The 18,394-nt window shown below is 68.3% G+C and carries 12 protein-coding genes; 6 read left to right on the forward strand and 6 right to left on the reverse strand.

Features of this window, described 5'->3' with window-relative positions; all coding sequences use genetic code 11:
* The first annotated feature begins 68 nt into the window (after window positions 1-68).
* Window positions 69-1,439 (forward strand): hypothetical protein, encoded by a 1,371-nt coding sequence (locus ACQ0O7_RS32435; RefSeq protein ID WP_430787750.1) that lies wholly within the window; start codon window positions 69-71, stop codon window positions 1,437-1,439.
* Window positions 1,440-3,396: 1,957 nt separating this feature from the next.
* Here ACQ0O7_RS32435 and ACQ0O7_RS32440 read toward each other — a convergent pair.
* Both ACQ0O7_RS32440 and ACQ0O7_RS32445 read right to left on the reverse strand, forming a co-directional pair.
* Window positions 3,397-4,164 carry an SGNH/GDSL hydrolase family protein gene (locus ACQ0O7_RS32440; RefSeq protein ID WP_430787752.1) on the reverse strand — a complete coding sequence of 256 codons (768 nt, stop codon included), beginning with the start codon at window positions 4,162-4,164 and terminating at the stop codon, window positions 3,397-3,399.
* A gap of 244 nt (window positions 4,165-4,408) precedes the next feature.
* Window positions 4,409-4,582 (reverse strand): hypothetical protein, encoded by a 174-nt coding sequence (locus ACQ0O7_RS32445; protein ID WP_430787754.1) that lies wholly within the window; start codon window positions 4,580-4,582, stop codon window positions 4,409-4,411.
* 375 nt (window positions 4,583-4,957) lie between these two features.
* On the opposite strand from ACQ0O7_RS32445, the gene ACQ0O7_RS32450 reads away from it, so the two are divergent.
* On the forward strand, window positions 4,958-5,305 hold the full coding sequence (locus ACQ0O7_RS32450) for a hypothetical protein (RefSeq protein ID WP_430787756.1): 348 nt from the start codon (window positions 4,958-4,960) through the stop codon (window positions 5,303-5,305).
* A 263-nt stretch (window positions 5,306-5,568) separates the two neighbouring features.
* Window positions 5,569-6,273, forward strand: coding sequence for a DivIVA domain-containing protein (locus ACQ0O7_RS32455; protein WP_430787758.1), 705 nt, complete (start codon window positions 5,569-5,571; stop codon window positions 6,271-6,273).
* Window positions 6,274-6,331: 58 nt separating this feature from the next.
* On the opposite strand, the gene ACQ0O7_RS32460 is transcribed toward ACQ0O7_RS32455, so the two are convergent.
* Both ACQ0O7_RS32460 and ACQ0O7_RS32465 read right to left on the reverse strand, forming a co-directional pair.
* Window positions 6,332-7,999: a M28 family metallopeptidase gene (locus ACQ0O7_RS32460; protein ID WP_430787760.1), complete on the reverse strand. Its 1,668-nt coding sequence runs from the start codon at window positions 7,997-7,999 to the stop codon at window positions 6,332-6,334.
* A 164-nt stretch (window positions 8,000-8,163) separates the two neighbouring features.
* On the reverse strand, window positions 8,164-8,424 hold the full coding sequence (locus ACQ0O7_RS32465) for a helix-turn-helix domain-containing protein (protein ID WP_430787762.1): 261 nt from the start codon (window positions 8,422-8,424) through the stop codon (window positions 8,164-8,166).
* A gap of 176 nt (window positions 8,425-8,600) precedes the next feature.
* On the opposite strand from ACQ0O7_RS32465, the gene ACQ0O7_RS32470 reads away from it, so the two are divergent.
* Entirely contained in the window at window positions 8,601-9,089 is a 489-nt protein-coding gene (locus ACQ0O7_RS32470) for a hypothetical protein (RefSeq protein WP_430787764.1), read from the forward strand.
* A 49-nt stretch (window positions 9,090-9,138) separates the two neighbouring features.
* Entirely contained in the window at window positions 9,139-9,495 is a 357-nt protein-coding gene (locus ACQ0O7_RS32475; RefSeq protein ID WP_430787766.1) for a VOC family protein, read from the forward strand.
* Between the two features lie 157 nt (window positions 9,496-9,652).
* On the opposite strand, the gene ACQ0O7_RS32480 is transcribed toward ACQ0O7_RS32475, so the two are convergent.
* Window positions 9,653-12,697: a glycoside hydrolase gene (locus tag ACQ0O7_RS32480; protein WP_430787768.1), complete on the reverse strand. Its 3,045-nt coding sequence runs from the start codon at window positions 12,695-12,697 to the stop codon at window positions 9,653-9,655.
* A 140-nt stretch (window positions 12,698-12,837) separates the two neighbouring features.
* On the opposite strand from ACQ0O7_RS32480, the gene ACQ0O7_RS32485 reads away from it, so the two are divergent.
* On the forward strand, window positions 12,838-13,344 hold the full coding sequence (locus ACQ0O7_RS32485; protein ID WP_430787770.1) for a hypothetical protein: 507 nt from the start codon (window positions 12,838-12,840) through the stop codon (window positions 13,342-13,344).
* A 49-nt stretch (window positions 13,345-13,393) separates the two neighbouring features.
* Here the strand turns inward: ACQ0O7_RS32485 and ACQ0O7_RS32490 are convergent, their stop codons facing one another.
* Window positions 13,394-18,208, reverse strand: coding sequence for a family 43 glycosylhydrolase (locus ACQ0O7_RS32490; protein WP_430787772.1), 4,815 nt, complete (start codon window positions 18,206-18,208; stop codon window positions 13,394-13,396).
* Window positions 18,209-18,394 lie beyond the last annotated feature (186 nt).

Consider the following 18,394-nt stretch of genomic DNA (forward strand, 5'->3'; position numbering starts at 1 on the left):
AGGAAAAGGACATGCGAGCCCGGAGAACCCTGCTCGCGGCATCCATTGCCGCTCTTGCCGCTTTTGTCATGGGAGCGTGCTCATCGCCGCCGTCCGCAGAGGCTCCGGCCCCTGGTGAACAGGTCGCTGCGGAAGGTCCCCTGCCATCCGGCACCGCCGCTCCGGGAGCCCCGGCCGTCGCCGGCGCCAAGCCGTCCGCGGCTGCCTCGGCCCCCGGCGCCCCCGCCTCCGCCGCCTCGGCCGGTGCCCCGGCCGCCGCCTCCGCCGCCGGATCGGGCACCGCCGGTGGCTGCGCCCGCAAGGTCTCCGCCAAACCGGTCACCAGGGTCACCACGGTCAGCCTGCCGTCCAAGGTCACCGGATACGGCGGCGAGGGCGACACCGAGAAGCTGCCGATGGCCCTCGCCGCCCGCCCCGACGGCACCTCCTGGCTGGCCTGGCTCGGCACCGACGGCAAGGTCTACCTGGGCAAACTCGGCTGCGACGACAAACTGGCGGGCAAACCGACCAGTTTCGTGGGCATCGACCTGCAGGATGTCCAGGCCGACGCGACCGGTGGTGTCATCCTGCTCACCCGCAAGGGCACCTGCGGCGCCGGCCCACTCTGCGGCGGCGAATCCAGTCCCTGCAACACCATGCACATGGTCCGGTTCGACAACAACGGCAAGCAGGTGTGGCAGCGCCAGGTCACCAACCTGACCGGCAGCCGCACCGGATACTCCGACGGCGCCCGCTTCGTCTGGTGGTACCAGCACCACGGCCGGCTGGCCACCAACGGTTCCGACTGGGCCGCGTACTTCGGAGTCGCGATCACCGTCAAGAACGGCAAATGCGTCGACATCCACCAGGGCGACCGGATCCAGGTGGTGAACAAGAACGGCACCCTGCTCACCGGGCACAAGGACGCCGCCGAGGTCGGATGCAGCCACGCGTGGACGTCCCGGATCGTCTGGGACCCGCGCACCAAGCGATTCGTCGGAGTGTGCGCCACCGACAACAACTGCCGGATCGCCCAGCCCAACCCGTACCGCACGGTAGCCGCCGGAACCTGCGACGGCACCCTCTTCGGCGGCGACCTGGTGCTGGCCAAGACCAAGGGTTACTGGACCGCGTGGAGCCAGGGCGGCAAGATCCGCCTGGAGAAGTTCACCACCGGCAAATCCACCACATCGATCAAAACGGGCATCGGCTCGGCCCATCCGCACCTGGTCGGCTACGGCCCCAACCGCATGCTGCTCTCCTGGCAGTCCGGATCATCGATGGCCGCCCAGGTGTACGACGCGTCCACCGGCAAGACGGTAGGCGCCCGACTCTCCCTGGCTGTTAAGGATCACAACTACCAGGCCTTCAAGTCCTACAAGGACGGCAGCGCCGCTTACCCGGCCACCGGCGGCACCACCAGCACCATCAAGATCGCCCGAGTCCTGCCCCAGTCCTGACCCTTTGCCCTTTTGCTTCTTGAGCCGTACTCCTGACCCTTTGCCCTTTTGCTTCTTGAGCCGTACTCCTGACCCCTTGCCCTTTTGCTTCTTGACCCGTACCTCTGACCCCGTTCCGCCCGCCGTCCCTTCGCCCCGCCGTCCGATCTGTCCTGCTGTCTGATTCGGCCCAGCCCGCCACCCGCTGGCTGGTCCCGCCGGGCGCCCCGGTCGCCCTCACCGATGCGGTGGGGGCGACCACCCTCATCCGGTACGAGCCACACCTTCACAAACGCAGCACCCAGCCCCGCGCCGACCACGCGAGGCGATCCCGCCACCGGACCGCCCAGCGGCTGCCGGGCGAATGCGCCCCTAACCGGTAAAAGCTCCAGCTATGCCCAAGTGCTTCGCCCTCCCGGGCGACGGCGTCGTTGCTGCGCTGTCGGCCCCGCCCGATGTGCGATCGATTGCCGCGGTTGAGTCCGTGAGCTCTCTTTCCATCCACTGATCCGTTTGTGGTCTATCCCCGTCGCGGTTCGGCCGCCGAAGCGCGGATCCTGGTAGCTTCTCCGCACTTCCCAGCGTCGACTCGGTCGGAAGCCAGGCTGAGCCGTCTACCCGGTGGTTGGCCCGTCAGCGGTCAGTTCCCACATCCGCTCCCCAGTCGATCTTGGCGCATCTATCGCCGTTTCGAGTCTTCTCCGTCTGCGGCCCACCTGCTCGCCCGTCAATGCCCACGCGAGTGCCCTCTCGCCGTAGATATGGGTGGCTTACCACAGTTTCGAGTCGTTTTCTTTGGTGGCCGGCCCCCGCTCGCGGTCAGTTGCCCACGCGAGTGTCCGGCCCTCCGCTCCAATTGGGCCGATCTTGGATGATTTACCACCGTTTTGAGTCTTGTTCTCGGTTGTCTGATCACTCGCGGACATCCCCTTGTGTGGGCAAACCGTCCAGCCGAGATCTTGGTAGATTTACCACCTTATCCGGTGGAAAATCCGCCAAGATCGGCCAGGCCGAGGCCGGAAGTCGGACACCCGCGCGGGGAATTGACCGCAACGGGCCAGCAGCCCAGAGGAAGACTCTGTGTGGTGGCAAATCCTCCAAGATCTCGGCTGAACGGGTCGCCCGCGCGACGGGTTGACCGCGAACAATCTGGTGACCGGGGAGAGGGCTCTTCTCGGTGTTGAATTCACCAGGATCTGTGCCGGGCGGGTCGTCTAGGACGATGGGCAATAAGTGCGCAGACGGTCGGCAGCGGGTCTATTCAGGTGCAAATGACCCTATTCAGTCGTCGGTGGGTGAGCTGGAACGGGATTGGAGCCCGAGAAAGAACGTTCGTTCTGGCCTGAAGTGCGGTAGGGCCCGCGGGCGGGTCCCATCCGAAAAGAACGTTCGTTCTGGTGTGGGGGCGTTTGCCGGAGGTAGGCAGCTTGTGAGAGAGACCTTTAGTTCTGGCGCGGAGCTGCAGCCGTAGGCGGGCCGCTTTATGGGAGAGGGCGCTCGTTCTTGTTCTTGAGTGAGGTGAGATCCGAGTGTGGGCCGCATTGCGAGAAAGAACGTTCGTTCTAGCGTTGGGGTCCGCGGGCTTGGCGGAATTTGACGACACCAGGGCGAGCAGGTAGCTAGGTGGGCGGGCCGCCTGCCGAGAAAGAACGTTCGTTCTGGTGTTGGGGTTCGCGGGCTTGGCGGAGTTGACGACACCAGGGCGGACAGGTAGCTGGGCGGGCGGGCTGGCCGCCTGCCGAGAAAGAACGTTCGTTCTAGTGTTGGAGTTGGCGGGCTTGGCGGAACTGGCGACACCAGGGCGAGCAGGTAGCTGGGTGGGCGGGCCGCCTGCCGAGAAAGAACGTTCGTTCTAGCGTTGAGTGAGGAGCGGTCGCCTGGTTAGCGCTGCGCGGTCCGGCGGGCACGATCGGGAAGGTTACGGGCGCCGGCGGACCATGTGTGGCCTCTGTGGGGCGTGCTGTTGACGGAGCGCGACCTAAACCGCGATCGGGGTCCACGTGGCGAATTTGGGGGTTCGGTTGTCGCCGGAGGAGCGGCCCCGCAAACGGCGGTTCAGCCAGGGCAGGACGTGTTCGCTGTAGTAGCGGGCCTCGGCCAGCAGACCGCCTGACCTGGTGGGTGTCGACGGGTCCAGGACGTGGGCGGCTGTTTCGTGGCCGAGGCCGGCCAGGACCAGGCTGGCGACCCGGCGGTGGCCGTTGGCGTTCAGGTGGAGGCGGTCGCTGGACCAGTAGTCGCGGCGGCGTAGTTCGCGGTCCCGGAAGCAGTCGACGAAAGTCACATTGTCGTAGCGGGGGAGGATCGCGGCGACGGCCTCGGTCAGTTCCTCGCCGCGGCGGCGGAAGGTGGCGCCGAACGGGATGTGGTCGGACGGGTCGGCGCCGCTCAGGACGACCGCGTGCACGCCCGCGCCGGTGATCCGGCGCAGGCCCTGCTCGGTCAGCTCGACCAGGTGGGCGATGGTGACGCCGCGGCGCAGCATGTCGTTGCCGCCGCCGTTGAAGGAGATCATCGTGGGCTGGGGGTCGAGCGCCAGGGCCGCCTCCAGCTGGTCGTTGACGATCGGGGCGAGGAGGCGGCCGCGGATGGCGAGGTTCGCGTATTCCACGGTCTCGCCGGTGTCGGCGGCTGACGCGGCGAGCCCGGCGGCGACCAGGTCGGCCCAGCCGCGCTCGGTGCCGTCCGGCAGGGTGTCACCGAGGCCTTCGGTGAAACTGTCGCCGATCGCTACGTAGCGTGTCATCCCGTTGTCTCCCGATCCCCATACCAATCGGTAACAACGCTATCCGATTCGGCCGCCGGAGCAATGGTTCCGTCTCCTACATCACGGCCGGCCGACGCCCGGGGGAACTCGCGGGCGTCGCCGTCGGCGGGTGGAAGCGGCCTCACCTCACTCGGCCCGAGGCTGGGCCCTTGACCGGCGGTACCGGCCCGGTGGGCTTCCGAAGCGCCGTTTGAACGCGGCCGGGAACGCGAACTCCGACCGGTTAGCCCACCCGGGCCGCGGTCTCGCCGACACTCACGTCGCGGCGCAGCAGCCCGGCCGCCACAGTCCTCCGCCACCAGGTCGGATAGGTGAGCGGCGGCTGCCCGGCCAGCCCGGTGAACCGGCGCGCGAACGGGGCCCGCGACAACCCGCCCTCGGCCGCCAGCGACGCCACCGTCCAAGGCCTCCCCGGCTCCTGGTGGAGATCTCGAAGGCTGGCGTCAGATCGGTGGTGGGCACCTACACGACACGGGGGCTGAGGCGCGGACCAGACCGTCATATCGGGGATTCGCCCACCTCCGTCACCGGCCGATCCGGGAAGTTCCTGCCGCATCGCCTCGCCGGGTGATCCGGTGGTGTTCAGCGTCGGGATCGCGGCGGGTTCGCCGGCCGGGGCGGTGCTGCTGGACGGCCCGGGCGCCCCGGGCCAAGGCGCCGGCGGGTGGGCCGCGCACGCTGGCCGCGCTGGTGCCGTTCGTGGCCGAACCGCTGCTGGTACGCCGTACCCCCCAGGCTCTTCACAGGTGATCGCCTGGCAAGCTTTGCGCACGTGGAAGCACTGCGGCTGATTCTTCTTCTCATTCACCTGGTCGGTTTCGCCCTGCTGCTGGGCGGCGCCGTCACCACGCTCCTGTCCGGAAAGATCCGGATCACCCCGACCGTGCTGTGGGGTTCGATCATCCAGCTCGTCTCCGGCATCGCCCTGTCGGCTCCGCTGCGGGGCGGCGGCGACAACGAGCCCGACCCGATCAAGCTCGGCGTGAAGCTGCTCTTCGCCGTGCTGATCTTCATCATGGTCTTCATCCCGCGGAAGCGTGACGAGGTCAACAAGGGCCACTTCATCGGGATCGTCACGCTGACCGTGGTGAACGCCGCGGTCGCCGTCTTCTGGCACTGACCGGCACGGCCTGATCCGCCCGGGTCGATTCGGCACGATCGGCCCGGGCGCCTCGAATCTACGCTCCGTGACCGCACGCCGTGGGCTGAACGAAAGAACCCACGGATAGGTGTGATGCGGACGCCGGGGACGTGCGCCGTCCTCCGTACCCCGGTAGTCTCGCGGAGATTCTTGCGGTAGTGAGGCCCGTAAGATCAAGGGGCTTTGAGTCGTTGCGTAGGATTTTGTGCCGCACGGCTCAACCAAGGAAACCGAGGAGCACGATGCCGCTCACTCCAGCAGACATCCACAACGTGGCTTTCAAGAAGCCGCCGATCGGGAAGCGCGGATACGACGAGGAGGAGGTCGACGCCTTTCTGGACGAGGTGGAGGGCGAGCTCACCCGCCTTCTGGAGGAGAACGGCGCCCTGAAGGACACGCTGCAGCGCGGTGGTGGCGGGGGCGGCGGCAACCCGGCGGCGACCATGGTGCTCAACAACGAGTTCGCCGACCTGGCCGCGCAGCTGGAGCGACTGCAGGAGGCCCGCGCCCGGGCCGAGCAGAACGCCCGCAGCGTCCAGGAGCAGCTGCAGCGGGCCCGCTCGCAGGCGCCGTCCGGTGCGATGCCGGCGCTGACCGCCGGTGACGACGACCGCAACTCGCGGGTGCTGATGATGGCCCAGCGCACCGCCGACGAGCACATGCGTGACGCGCAGCGTGAGTCCGAGTCGCTGATCTCCAACGCCCGCGACAAGTCGGACCAGCTGACCAGCGAGGCGCAGATCAAGGCGGCCACGATCGAGGCGGACGCCCGCCGCAACCACACCGAGGCGATGGACAGCCTGGTGGAGAAGCGGTCCGCGGCGCTGGACGAGATCGACCGGCTGGGCCAGCTGGCGACCAGCTACCAGGAAGCGCTGACGAACCACGTCACCCAGCAGCTGATGGACCTGACCGCGGCCCCCGAGCCGGGCGGTCGCGACATTTAACCCCGGCAAAGATCCCGCCCCGGTGTACGTACACCGGGGCGGGATCTTTTCGCATGGGTTATGCCGACGGATCGTGGTCGTGCGGGGCGTGCCCACCGTCGGTCACGAACGTGCCGCGCGGTCCGGCCGGGGCCGGCAGCCGGATCGGCTTTCCGGGGACCGGCCTACCCTTCACGCCGTTCACCGACTCGGTGGAGAAGGCGTAGGTGAGCTGGGCGAAGGCGATCAGATCGCTGTTGATCTCCAGCGCTTTCAGGTTCAGGTTGGTGATGGTGTCACCCGGCTGGTGGTAGTTCGGGTCGAACGACGCGCCGGCCGTGCCACCCCAGATAGCCGCCTGTTCCTCGGTCTTGACCACCTCGGCGCCGGTGAAGAGGCCCCCGGACGGGATGCCCGCCTCGATGAACGCCTGGTAGTCGGAGCGGCCGGAGAACTCGGCGTCGTCGTACGGCTGCTTCTTCCAGGTGTAGTAGGACTCGAACAGGTCCTCGATCGCGGTCGAGCCGGGCGGCACCACGACCGGGGCCGGGAACGACGACTCGTCCGCGTCGTACACCTGGAAGATGTAGTTCGGCGAACCGACCATGTCGTAGTTCAGGTACAGCGCGATCTTGTCCTTCTCCGCCTGGGGCAGTTCCGCGACGTACGCCGCCGAGCCGAGCAGGCCCTCCTCCTCGGCGCCCCACCAGGCGAACCGCAGCGTGTTCTGCGGCTTGCTCCTGGCCAGGACCAGGGCGGTCTCCAGGATCGCGGCCGAACCGGAGCCGTTGTCGTTGATGCCCGGCCCCTCGGTGACGCTGTCCAGGTGCGAGCCGGCCATCACGATGTTGTTCCGGTTTCGCCCCGGCAGCTCGGCGATCACGTTGACGTCGGTCCGGGTCTCCGGCGGCTGCACCCGCACGTGTGCGGTGGAACCGGCCGCGGCCAGGGCGGCGCCGTCGGCGAAGCTGGCACCCACCACCGGGATCGTCACCCCCGGGTCGTCGCCGAGGGTGCCGACGATCAGCGTCTCCCGGGACGGGTCGTTGCCCTGGTTGAAGATGATCACGGCTTCGGCGCCGGCCGCCTGCGCGTTGCGCGCCTTGACCACGAAACCGCAGGCCGAACCGTCCGGCAGGGTGCCGCCACGCTGGATCAGGGCGATGTCGTTCGGGCCGCTGAAGTCCAGCGACGAGAAGTCGTCGGCGGTGCAGCCGCTGGTGGTGGCACGGTCGCCGGTCAGGTTGACGTCGACCGGGATGACCGGGCCGGTCACGTCACCGGGCGGGGCGTTGGTGAACGAGCCGGAACCGTACGTCGCTGCCGTCGGCGTCAGCTGCTGCAACAGGACCGGGAAGAAGAACTGGAACTCGAACGGGTCCAGCGTGACCTTGTAGCCGGCCTTGCGCAGCAACCCGGACACATACTTGACGCTGTCCGCATAGCCCTTCGTGCCGGCCGCCCGGGTGCCCGGGTAATTCGGGTCGGTGCTCCGGTCGGCGATCTTCTGGAACGCCTTCAGATGACCCATGACACCTTTGAGGGTCACACATTCGAGCACTTCGGCGTACGTGTCGTTGGCCCGTTTCGCGCATGGGTCGCCCTTACCCCCGCCGCCGTGTCCGTGTCCGTGACCACCGGCTGAGGCCGCCGAGGCCGGTGCGACGGTCAGCGCGGCGGTCAGGACGGCCGCACCGAGCACCCGGAGCGAACGCCGCCCGATGGACACCGTGTCGTCGTGACTCATCTATGAGATCCCCCTGTCCTATTCGGAACTCCGCCCACCGTAGTAAAGGTGTCTGTCGATAGCCAGGGGTAAATCCGGGCAGCTCGGAAATGGTTCATGCGGTACTGACCGCCAATTCCGTTAAATCGGTTCTTCTCCGTGCGACACGGCATTTCCGGTGAAACTCAACCGTCGGTGGACGCCGGACTCCGCCGCACCCGCGACGTCGTCGGGAACACGCAGCGCCAGTGCGGGCTGATCTGCCGCTTGACCAGCGCCCGGGCCACCGGATCCGGCCGCCAGCCCAGCCGCTCGATCACCCGCCGCACGTGGTCCCGGGTCTGCGGGGACATCCTGGGAGCGTCGTTGACGGTGCGGGAGACGGCCGCTTTGGACACACCGGCCGCGGCGGCCACGTCACTGAGAGTCGGCCTTCGATGCGACATGGGCTCGACCTAGAGAGCTTCCGTGGCCGGGGTCAGACCGTGTGCCGATTTCCGGCTCGAATCGAGCCGGAAATCGGCACACGAACGGGGACCTCGGTGTGTACCGCGTTCGTGGTACCTGGAATGACCCCAGCGGGATGACGACGCGGCGGCTTCCGGAGAGAAGACTGTCGATCGTGACGACAACCGTGGAGCGGAGTCGCCGGGCGGTGGACCGGCGCCGGTGGATGGGCACCGGCCTCGTCGTGCTGGCCTGCCTCGGCGCGGTGATCGCGCTGCGTGGGCGGCTGCCCGACGCCGCCGAGGCCATCGCCGTGCTCGGTGCCGCGGACCCCGGCTGGGCAGCCCTCGCCCTGGCCGCCGCGCTCGGCTCCCAGCTGGCGTTCGCCGGTCAGCAGCGGCGGCTGCTCGCCGGGTTCGGGGTGCCCGTGCCACCCGGCCGGGTGAGCGATGACCCTGAGCCGCTCGGCGATGAGCATGACGCTGCCGGGCGGATCGGAGATCTCCGCGGCGTAAGCGTTCCGTCTCTACCGCCGGCACGACGCGGCCACCTCGACGGCGGCCACCTCGGTTCGGCGGTGGTCAACTGGGCGCTGGACATGCTCTGTCTGGTCGCGGCCGCGATCGCCTGCCAGGTGACGATCGACTGGTGGATCGGGTGGTGACACATGAACCGGAAGCGGATCGTCCGGATCAGGTTCTAGGGTCGGCGGCATGGCTATCGCTCGCTACCCCAGCATCGTTCTGGACTGTCCCGACCCGGCCGTTCTGGCCCGCTTCTACGGCGAACTGCTCGACTGGAAGGTGGAGGTGTCCGAGGACTGGGCCGACGTTCGCGCCGACCACGGTCAGTCGCTCTCGCTTCAGCAGGTCGCGGACTATCGGGCGCCGGTGTGGCCGAGTCAGGAGGCGCCGCAGCAGATGCACCTGGACGTGACCGTCGACGACCTGGACACCGCGGAGGCGGCGGTGCTGGCCCTCGGCGCGACCAAACACGACCACCAGCCGGGCACCACCTTCCGGGTCTTCCTCGACCCGGCCGGTCACCCGTTCTGCCTGTGCGTGAGCTGAGGCGTGCCCTCGGACGTGGCCGCGCAATGACCGGAGGCATGGTCGGCTGAGGCGTCTCCGCGGGCTTGAACCGCGCGGGGCGGCGCCACGGGGGTGCCGCCCCGACGGGCTGTCCCCGTGGCCGGACCACGATGATGGGCCGGCCACGGGAGCATGATCAGCGGTGTGTCAGCTCGATCCGGTAGACGCTCGTGGAAGCGCCGTCCTCGCTGGTCACGGTCACCAGACGAGTGCGGCCGGAGTTGGTCACCGTGATCGTGGCGTACGGGTCGGTGGGGGTGGCCGTCACCACGGTCGCCTTGGTACCCCGTACACGATAGGTGTGGTCTGCCGGGTCGAAGCCTTTGATCGTCCTACCGTCGACCCGGATGTCCACCGCCGACGCGTCCGTGCCGACTCCCGGCGCCTTGGTGTAGACCTGCAGCTCAGAGGCGGTCAGGTAACCGTCCGGAGTCGGCGTGAGCTGGAGGCAGAAGGTGGGCGCCGGCGCGGCCAGAGGGATGTCGACGACGGTCGCGGTGACCGTTATCGGCGATCCGGTGACCTGGCAGCCGCCGGCCGCCGGGATGCCGGCCCGCACCGTCGCGGGCAGGCCGCCACCCGACGCGTTGTCCCGGTAGAGGTGCAGCACCGCACGCCCGGCCGCCACCCCCTCGGGCAGGGTCGCGGTCAGCGTCTCGACCGGGTTGCGGCCGGACGCCTTCCAGTTCGACCACGCCTTGTCGGTGAGGTCACCGTTGGTGAGCCCGGCCGTCGAGTAACCACCCTCGGTGAACGACGCGGCCACCGTCACCCCGGTGGCGAGGCCCTCGGACGGCTCGGTGACCTGCACCCGGGCGGTGGCCGGCAGGGTCCGGCCGGGGAGCACCGTGGCGGTGCCGGGCACGCCGACCACGCCGACCGCCGGGAACACTCCCGGCCGCCATGCCACCGGAACTGTCGCCTGGCCGCCGTGACGTCCGATGGCGATCACCGTTGCGGGTAGTTCGGGGGTGCCGCCGGCCCAGGTTCTGGCCCGGCCCGGGAGGGTGCTGGTGAAGACGTCGACGGTCACTTTCGCGGTGGCCGGGACGGTCCGGCCGAGGGCGGTGACGGCGGTGCCGCGGACCAGCACGGTGCCCGGTCGGCGCCACGCCGGCGCGGCCGGGAGGGTCCAGGTGACCGGCAGGGCGCGGGTCTCGCCGCTGGGCAGGACGGTGGTCACGGTCGCCGGGAGGACGGGCGCCGATCCCGGCTCGGTGTGGGCGATGGCCGATTGTGTACGCCCCACCGTCTCGTCCCTCAGCGTCCATCGCTGGTTGGCGGCCGAGGTGGGCAGATAGACGCCGACCGGTGAACCGTCGGCGGTGGCCTCCCCGTTCACGTCCAGCAGCCGGCGGGCACCCAGGTTGATCAGAGTGTAGGTGCCGTCGCCGGTGGTCGAGACGGCCCAGCGCGCGCCGTCGTCGACGATGCCCGCACTCTCCGTGACGGCGGTGCCGTTGCGGACCGCGAGTCGCTGGCCGCTGCCCGCGTTGATCAGCTGGTAGGCGTCGCCGGACGGCTGGACGGTCCACAGTTGATCGGCGGCGGTGGGGCTGTTGGTGCGGATCGCCAGGCCGGTGCCGGACGGGGTCAGGGAGCGCTTGCTGGCCACTCCCTCCAGGCGGTAGGTGTGGTCGGCCTTGAGGTGTGCGGCGCCCTTGTCAGTGACTCCGCTGATCAGGAAGGTCGTGACCGACTGTCCGGGAACGGTCAGGGTGGCCTTCTTGCCGGTGACCTTGACGGGGGAGCCCTGGACCAGTTTTCCGGTGGCGCTGGTGACCACCGGGGTGACGCGCGCGCGGCTACCGACTGTGAAGCCGGACAGGTCAAGCGTGACGGATTCGTCGGTGGCGGCCGGGTTCGTGTGCACCACTGTGGCGCCGGAGTCGGTCACCGCCGCGATGCTGCGGGTGCTGTTGACCTTCACCAGGTGGTCGCCAGGCTTCACGTAATGGGTGAAGTTCCGGATCGTGTCGTATTTGGTGTTGGTCTGGATCGGGCAGGTCTGCAGCGTGTCTGTTTCATCGCAATCAAAGGGGACGTGGATCGACCCCCACTGCAGGTTGCCCTCGGCGATCATGTTCTCGGCGTCCTCGACCGGCTGCCACAGCACCCACGCCGACGGCTCCAGCTCCCGCAGGTCGTCGATGATCCGCTGAGCCATCCCGAGACCCGAGTCCATGCTGGTGAAGTCCTTGCCCCAGCTGCCCTCGACCTCGCTCATCCACAGCGGCTTGCGCTCCGCCTTGGCGATGTCCCGCACGCTGGTCCGGCGCCCGGTGCCGTAGGTGTGCACGTTGATCCGGTCGACCGCGTCCCGGGCCGCCGGGGTGTACCCGTACCAGTTGGTGACCAGGGTCCCCGGGTTGGTCTCGTCGGGTGCGGCGATCGCCCGTTCCGGTGCGGCCCGGCGCAGCGCCTCGATGATCGCGGCCTGCAGGGCCGGCCCGGCGTGCGCGCCCTCCTGCCGGCCGCCGGTGGGCTGACCGTCGGCGCCGAGTGTCGTACGCCAATAGTCGGTGTTGGGTTCGTTGAGGGGTTCGATGGTGTCGACGGTGATGCCGTGCTCGCGCTCCAGGAATTCGGTGACCCGGACCAGATAGGTGGCGAAGTCGTCGAGCCGGTCGGTCCGGATCTGGTCGGTGGTGGGATCGAAGCCGCCGCTGACGTACCCGCTGACGGTCTGGAACCACGGCGGCGAGTTGCTGAACGTCTCCCAGTGGTCGACCTGGCCCTTGATCCGGTCCACCCACCAGCGCTGATTCGGGTCGGCGTCCCAGTCCCAGTGCGCCGGGTCGTCCGGATCCCACCAGTCCTTGTCGGCGGGCGTGTAGTCGGCCGGGGCCCGCCACCAGCCCGGCACGTCGCCGCCCGGCCGCAGGTACTGGCGCACGGTCGGGGCGTTGCCACCGCCGATGTTGTAGCGGGCGATGTTCAGGTTCAGCCCGTCGGCGCTGAAGAGCAGGTCGGCGAGGCGGTTGCGGATCTCGTCGGGGTAGCCGCCGGTGGCGTGGGCCAGCCAGGCGAGGCTGGTGCCCCACCCTTCCCAGGCCGGCCCACGGTAGGTCGGGTCGATGGTGATCGTGGTGGCGGCTGCGGCTGCGGCGGTGGCTGCCGGCGGCGCCGAAAGACTCGTGACGGCGAGGGCGGCCGTCACGAGCAGAGCTCGAATCTTCATCGCGGGTCCTTGCTGTGAGGACGGATGTTTACGTAAACATTTAGCGATTTAGAAGTCAATGTGGATCGGCCGTGCATTGACGTTGTTAACTTTCTTTCCTACTGTCCTGGCCAAGTCGCCGTCATACCGAAGGGCACCAGTTGAGCCGCACCGTGATCGTGCAGAAGGGCCGGGCCGCACTCCTGCGCCTGGCCACCGTCATCGCCGTCATGCTGATCGTCGTGACCACCGGCGCGGCGCCCGCGCGGGCCGCCCAACAGAACGACTGCCAGGTGGTGGCCGGAACGATCAGCCCGGCGCTGAACTGGATCGAGTTGTGCGTCGTCATGAACTGGACGGGCAACCACTTCGCCACCTACACCAAGGTCATCATTCAGCCGGGTGTGAATACCAGCGCCACGAACTGCAAGGTGACCGTCTACCTGGACCTGAAGGTCGACAACGGCACGCCGTGGAGCACGGCGAAGAACACCAAGAGCTGCGACTCGTCCATCGACAGACCCGGCGAGTCGTACCTGTTCTTCCACTACGAGAGCGACACCGCGGCGAATTGGTGGCGGGGCCACGTCTGCGCCGACCTGTACTACAACTACTCCAGCAGCTCCGGCTGGCAGCGCTGCATCACTCCCGGCTGGTGGGTCGTCTGAGTGTGATGCCGAGCGGGCCGAGGGACGTCCCTCGGCCCGCTCGCTGACGTCACGTGACGATGCCGCCCCCGTCCAGGGTGCCGTGCACCTGGTGGATGACCTTGCCGGTCCGCTCGTGCCAGATCTTGATGAGCACGCTGTCCTTGCGGGCGTTCAGCATGCTGACCGAGAACCGGTAACCCGACGTCCCGTCGATCGTGCCGGCGCCCAGGAACGACGCGGCCGGGCCGATGATCAGCGGCGGGGTCACGCTGGTGGACCGGAGCACCCGGCCGTCCGGGAGGCGGATCCACGCGCTCCCTCTCGCGACGAACGCGAAGTCGGTCTGCCCCACCCAGCCACTACCCGCGACGTACCCGGCCTTCGGCTGGTGGACGGTGACGAACGGCAGTACGCCGGTGGTCGTAGCCCCGTCGTCGTCGCGGACGGTGATCGCCGGCCGGTATACGCCCGGCTTGGTGAAGGTGTGCCGCGCGGTGCACACGCCCCCGCCCACGGTCCCGTTCGCGGTGGTGCCGTCACCCCAGTTCACCGTGCAGGTGAGCACGTCGGCGCCGGGGTCGCCGACCGGGATCCGGTGGGTCACCGCGGCCCGGGTCGCGATCGGCGCGTCCGGGGCGGGCCGGCCGCCCGGCACGGTGACCACCGGCGCCGCGTTGACGACGGTGACCGTCGCGGTGTCCGAGCTGCGCCCGGCCGTCAGCGTGACCGTGTGGGTCCCGTCGTCGGCGCAGGTCAGCGTGGTCTTCGCGGCGTGCGGGTCGGCGATCACACAACCGGTGCCGCTGACCGTCCAGGTGGCCCGGTTGGCGGTGTTGGAGACGGTGCCGTTCAGGCTGACCGGGCTGCCCTCGGTGCCGGTGGCGTCCGGGCCGGCCGACACGATCGTCACCGGGTCGATGCTCTCCAGCGTCGGCACGACCGGCTTGATCGCCCCGTCCGCGGTGAACTCCAGCCGGTCGATGGTGGTCTCCCGGTGCGTGCCGTCACCGCCGGGGATCGCGAACCGGTGGTACGCGGTGTACCACTCGTCGGTGCCCGGGACCCGGACCACCGAATGATGCCCGGGGCCGAGGATGCCCTGCGTGGTGTCCTTCTGCAGGATGACGCCGACCCGGTCGCTCCACGGACCCAGGGGTGACGTGCCGGTCGCGTACGCCACCCGGTAGTCGGCGCTGCGGGTGTCGTTCTCCGACCACATGAAGTAGTAGCGGCCGTCCCGCTTGATGACGAAGCTGCCCTCGTTGTAGTTCGTGGGCTTGTACGTCTTCACCAGCGCCGGGTCGAAACTGATCATGTCGTCGTTCAGTGGCACCTGGTACGAACTGCCGTTGCCCCAGTAGAGATAGGACTTCCCGTCGTCGTCGGTGAACACCGCCGGGTCGATCATCTGACCGCTGTAGGTGCCGGCCGGGACCAGTGGCCGTCCCAGGTCGGTGAACGGCCCGGCCGGTGAGTCGGCCACCGCCACGCCCAGGTGCTTGGCCGTGTTTCCGCTGGCCAGACCGCCGGAGAAGTAGAAGTAGTACTTCCCGTTCCGGGCGGCGATGGTCGGCGCCCAGGCGCTGTTGTCGGCCCAGGTCACGTCCGGGCCGAGGTCGAGGATCACCCCGTGGTCGGTCCAGGTGACGAGGTCCTTCGACGACCAGGCGCGGAACTGGGTGCCGGACCAGCCGTCGAACCCGTCGGTGGTGGCGTGGATCCAGAACGTGTCGCCGAAGACCGAGATGTTCGGGTCGGCGTTGAGTCCGGGAAGGATCGGACTCTTCATGATCACGGCACTGACGGTCCAGGTTCGTTTCGCCCCGTCCGCGCCGGTGATCTCATACCGCACCGGCTTGCTGAAGTCCTGCGTGCTACCGGAGGCGGGGCTGATCGTCGTACCCCGGGCCAGGGTGAACACCGGGGCCAGCGCTGTCACGTCGGACCCTGGTTTGACGGGCAGCTTCACCGTGCCCGCCGCGTCGTCGACGATCGCCGCGACCTTCAACGCCGAAAGATCAACCCCGCCGATTGAGGTGGTACGCCCGGACAGCTCCAGAATCTCCGCCGCGGACAGCGCGGTGTCGTAGACCCGGAAGTCGTCCACCTCGCCGGTGTAGTTCGGGTCGGCCGCATACAACGACCGGCCTACGTACCCGCTGTACGACTTGGTGGCGTCGTACAGCTCGGAGGGTTTGACGGTGACCCCGCTCGCCGACGCGATCCGGGTCCCGTTGAGGTACATCGCCGCGTTCGACCCGTCGATCGTGACCGCGATGTGCTGCCAGCTCCCACCCGGCAGGGCGGCGTTGTGCGCCAGCTTCGACTCGGCCTGCCACGATCCGGAGGTGATCGCCGAGAAGAGCATGTTGCCGCCGTTGCGCGGGCTGGTGAACAGGTATTTGCTGCTGTCCGGCCCGAGGCTGTAGATCCACTGGTTGACCGTGGTGGACGCGGTCCACTTGGCCCACACCGAGACGGTCACCGCCTGCGCGCCCTTGAGCACGCCGTTCGGGATGGTCACGTAGTTCGAGCCGGACAGCTTGAACGAGCCGTCCTGGACACCGGTGCCCCAGGCGGGTGTGTTCACGTAGGCGCCGTTGAAGTTGTTGCCCGAGGTGTCCCGCGCGACGGTGCCGCTGGTCTCGTCGAACTGATACCGCAGTCGTAGCCCCACGGCCGGGGTCGGCGGTTCCTCGTACTTCGCCGAGATCCGGTCGTACTCCGCCTGCGTCACCGGGAGTACCGTGCCGTGCCGCGGGCGCCGCGGCATGCTGTAGTTAGGCTCCGGCGTCCACACCCCCGAACTCAGGTCGGTGGTGGAGAACGGGACGTAGCCGCGGCCGCCGTACTCGTCGATGAACAGGTACCACTTGTCTTCGGTGTTCGACTTGAAGACGAGCGGGCCCTCACCCTGGCTGAGTGCCCCCGAGCCGATGCACTCGGCCTCGAAGTCCCAGTTGGTGCTCAGCAGGTCGGTGGACCTCTCCTGGATCAGGAACTTGCTGCACGGCGAGTTCGACGAGTTGTTCCGCTCGTCCTTGGTGATCCGGTGGTAGACGCCGTCGTGCTCGATCACCGTCGAGTCGATCACCGAGTAGCCGGGGTCCTTCCACACCTTCGGCTCACTGAACGTGTGGAAGTCGCGGGTGGTCGCGTACATCATCTTGTTGTAGGTGCTGCCGGTGTGGTTCGGATCGGTCTCGGCATACAGCTTCGACGCCCAGAAGACCACGTAGGCGCCCAACTCGCGGGACCAGAACGCCTCCGGCGCCCAGGTGTTGCCGGCGGTGTCCGGGGAGACCTTGACCAGCCGCTGATCGGTCCAGTTCACCAGGTCGGTGGACTCCCACACCATGATCGACTTGCTGCCGGTGCGCTGCGAGGCGTCCCAGTCACCGTTCCCGTGGATCTTGAGATCGGTGGCGATCTGGTAGAACTTGTCGCCCTCCGGCGAGCGGATGATGAACGGGTCACGCAGGCCCTCGGTGCCCTTCGTCGAGGTCAGCACCGGATTGCCGTTGTTGATCTCGCGCCAGTTCAGCGGATCGTCACCGTTCGACAGGGCGTTGTAGACCTGCTCGCCGTTCGCGGTGCCCTCACCGGTGAAGTAGCTGAACAGGTAACCCCGGTAGGGCTCCGGCTTCGGCAGCGGGCGCACGGTGGCGGTGAAGTCCCGGCTCGCGCGGGCCGTGCCGTAGGTGACGGTGGCGGTCAGCGTGACCGTTTTCGACGCTGTGTCGTGCGGCGGCCGGTGGACCTCGCCGGTGGTGGTGATCGTCGCCGGATCACTGGACGTCCACGTCGCGTCAGCCGGCAGCGTGAGGTTCCCGCGTACGTCATCAAGGTTGTGGATCTTGAGGGCTTTGACCGCGGCCTCCGCGTTGGCCGCGTCGTCCAGGGCCGCCTTGACCGTGACCTCGAAGGTCTTGGTGTCCCGCCGGTCGCCGCGGTTCAGCGTCGCGGTCAAGGTGGCGTGCGCGTCCGGCTCACCGGCCGCCGGACGGAAGATCCTCCCGGCGTCGCTGATCACGTCACCGTCGTCGCTGCGCCAGGTGACGATTGAGCCGTACGGGCCACTCGCCGGCAGTTTCAGATCAGTCGTGAGACCGCTGACGTCGCCCAGATCGAGCGCCGCCACGTCGGCCGCGACCGCCTCGGTGTTCGCCCGCGCCGCCAGCGTGACCACCTCGTTCGCGGCCAGCGCCCGGTCGTACACCCGGACATCCCGCAGCCGGCCCTTCAACAGCCGATCCCCGTTGTACGTACTCCTGCCGAAGTAGTTCGCGGTCGTAGCACCGCCGCCGATCGCACTCGGCAGGACACTGATCGCGGTGTTGGTGGCCACCGCGACACCGTCCTCGTACAACGTTCCCGTAGTGCCGGTCTGCGTGTAGGTGACCGTCTTCCAGGTGCCGCGAGCCAGGTTGTGCCCGTCGGCCGGCCGGGTGTTCTGCTCGCCCGACCAGTTACCGAGCGAGATCGCGTTCCGATACCCGTTCCCGGTGGCGAACAGATAGCCGTTCCCATATCCGGTGGCCGCGTCGGTGTTCCCGAACCCGTACAGGAAATAGGGCGTGGCCTGCGCCGCATCGATCCGCACGTCGAACGAGACGCTGACCGAATCCAGACCCTTCAAAAGATCATCAGGCGCCTTGACGTACGTGTCGGAACCGTTCAGCCCGAGCCCGTCCCCCCAGTCCGGGGTGCCGAGCACGCTGCCGTCCCGCCCGTTCCCGGACGAGTCCACAGCGTTCCCGTCCAGCTTGTACCAGAGAACGAGCCCGTCCTCAGCGGCAGCGGCCGGCGCGGGAACGGCCAGGACACCGGCGATCATCGTCAATGCGGTAAAGGTGACGCGGCGCCCGAGACGCCTGCTCATCTGCATGTTTCTCCCAGCCGAGGACGACGCGCAGCCGTCCCCGACCGGCGGCGCGTAACGGGGGTGTTGCCAGAGTGTTAGCGCTCACAGCCGTCCCGTCAAGAACTTGTCAGCCCGGATCCGGTTCCACTGTGTCTTAGTCGCCCGTCGATGGTCGGGCGGATCGCCCCATCCATCCAGGTAGAT

The sequence above is a fragment of the Actinoplanes sp. G11-F43 genome (assembly GCF_050589265.1).
In the GTDB taxonomy this organism is placed as follows: domain Bacteria; phylum Actinomycetota; class Actinomycetes; order Mycobacteriales; family Micromonosporaceae; genus Actinoplanes.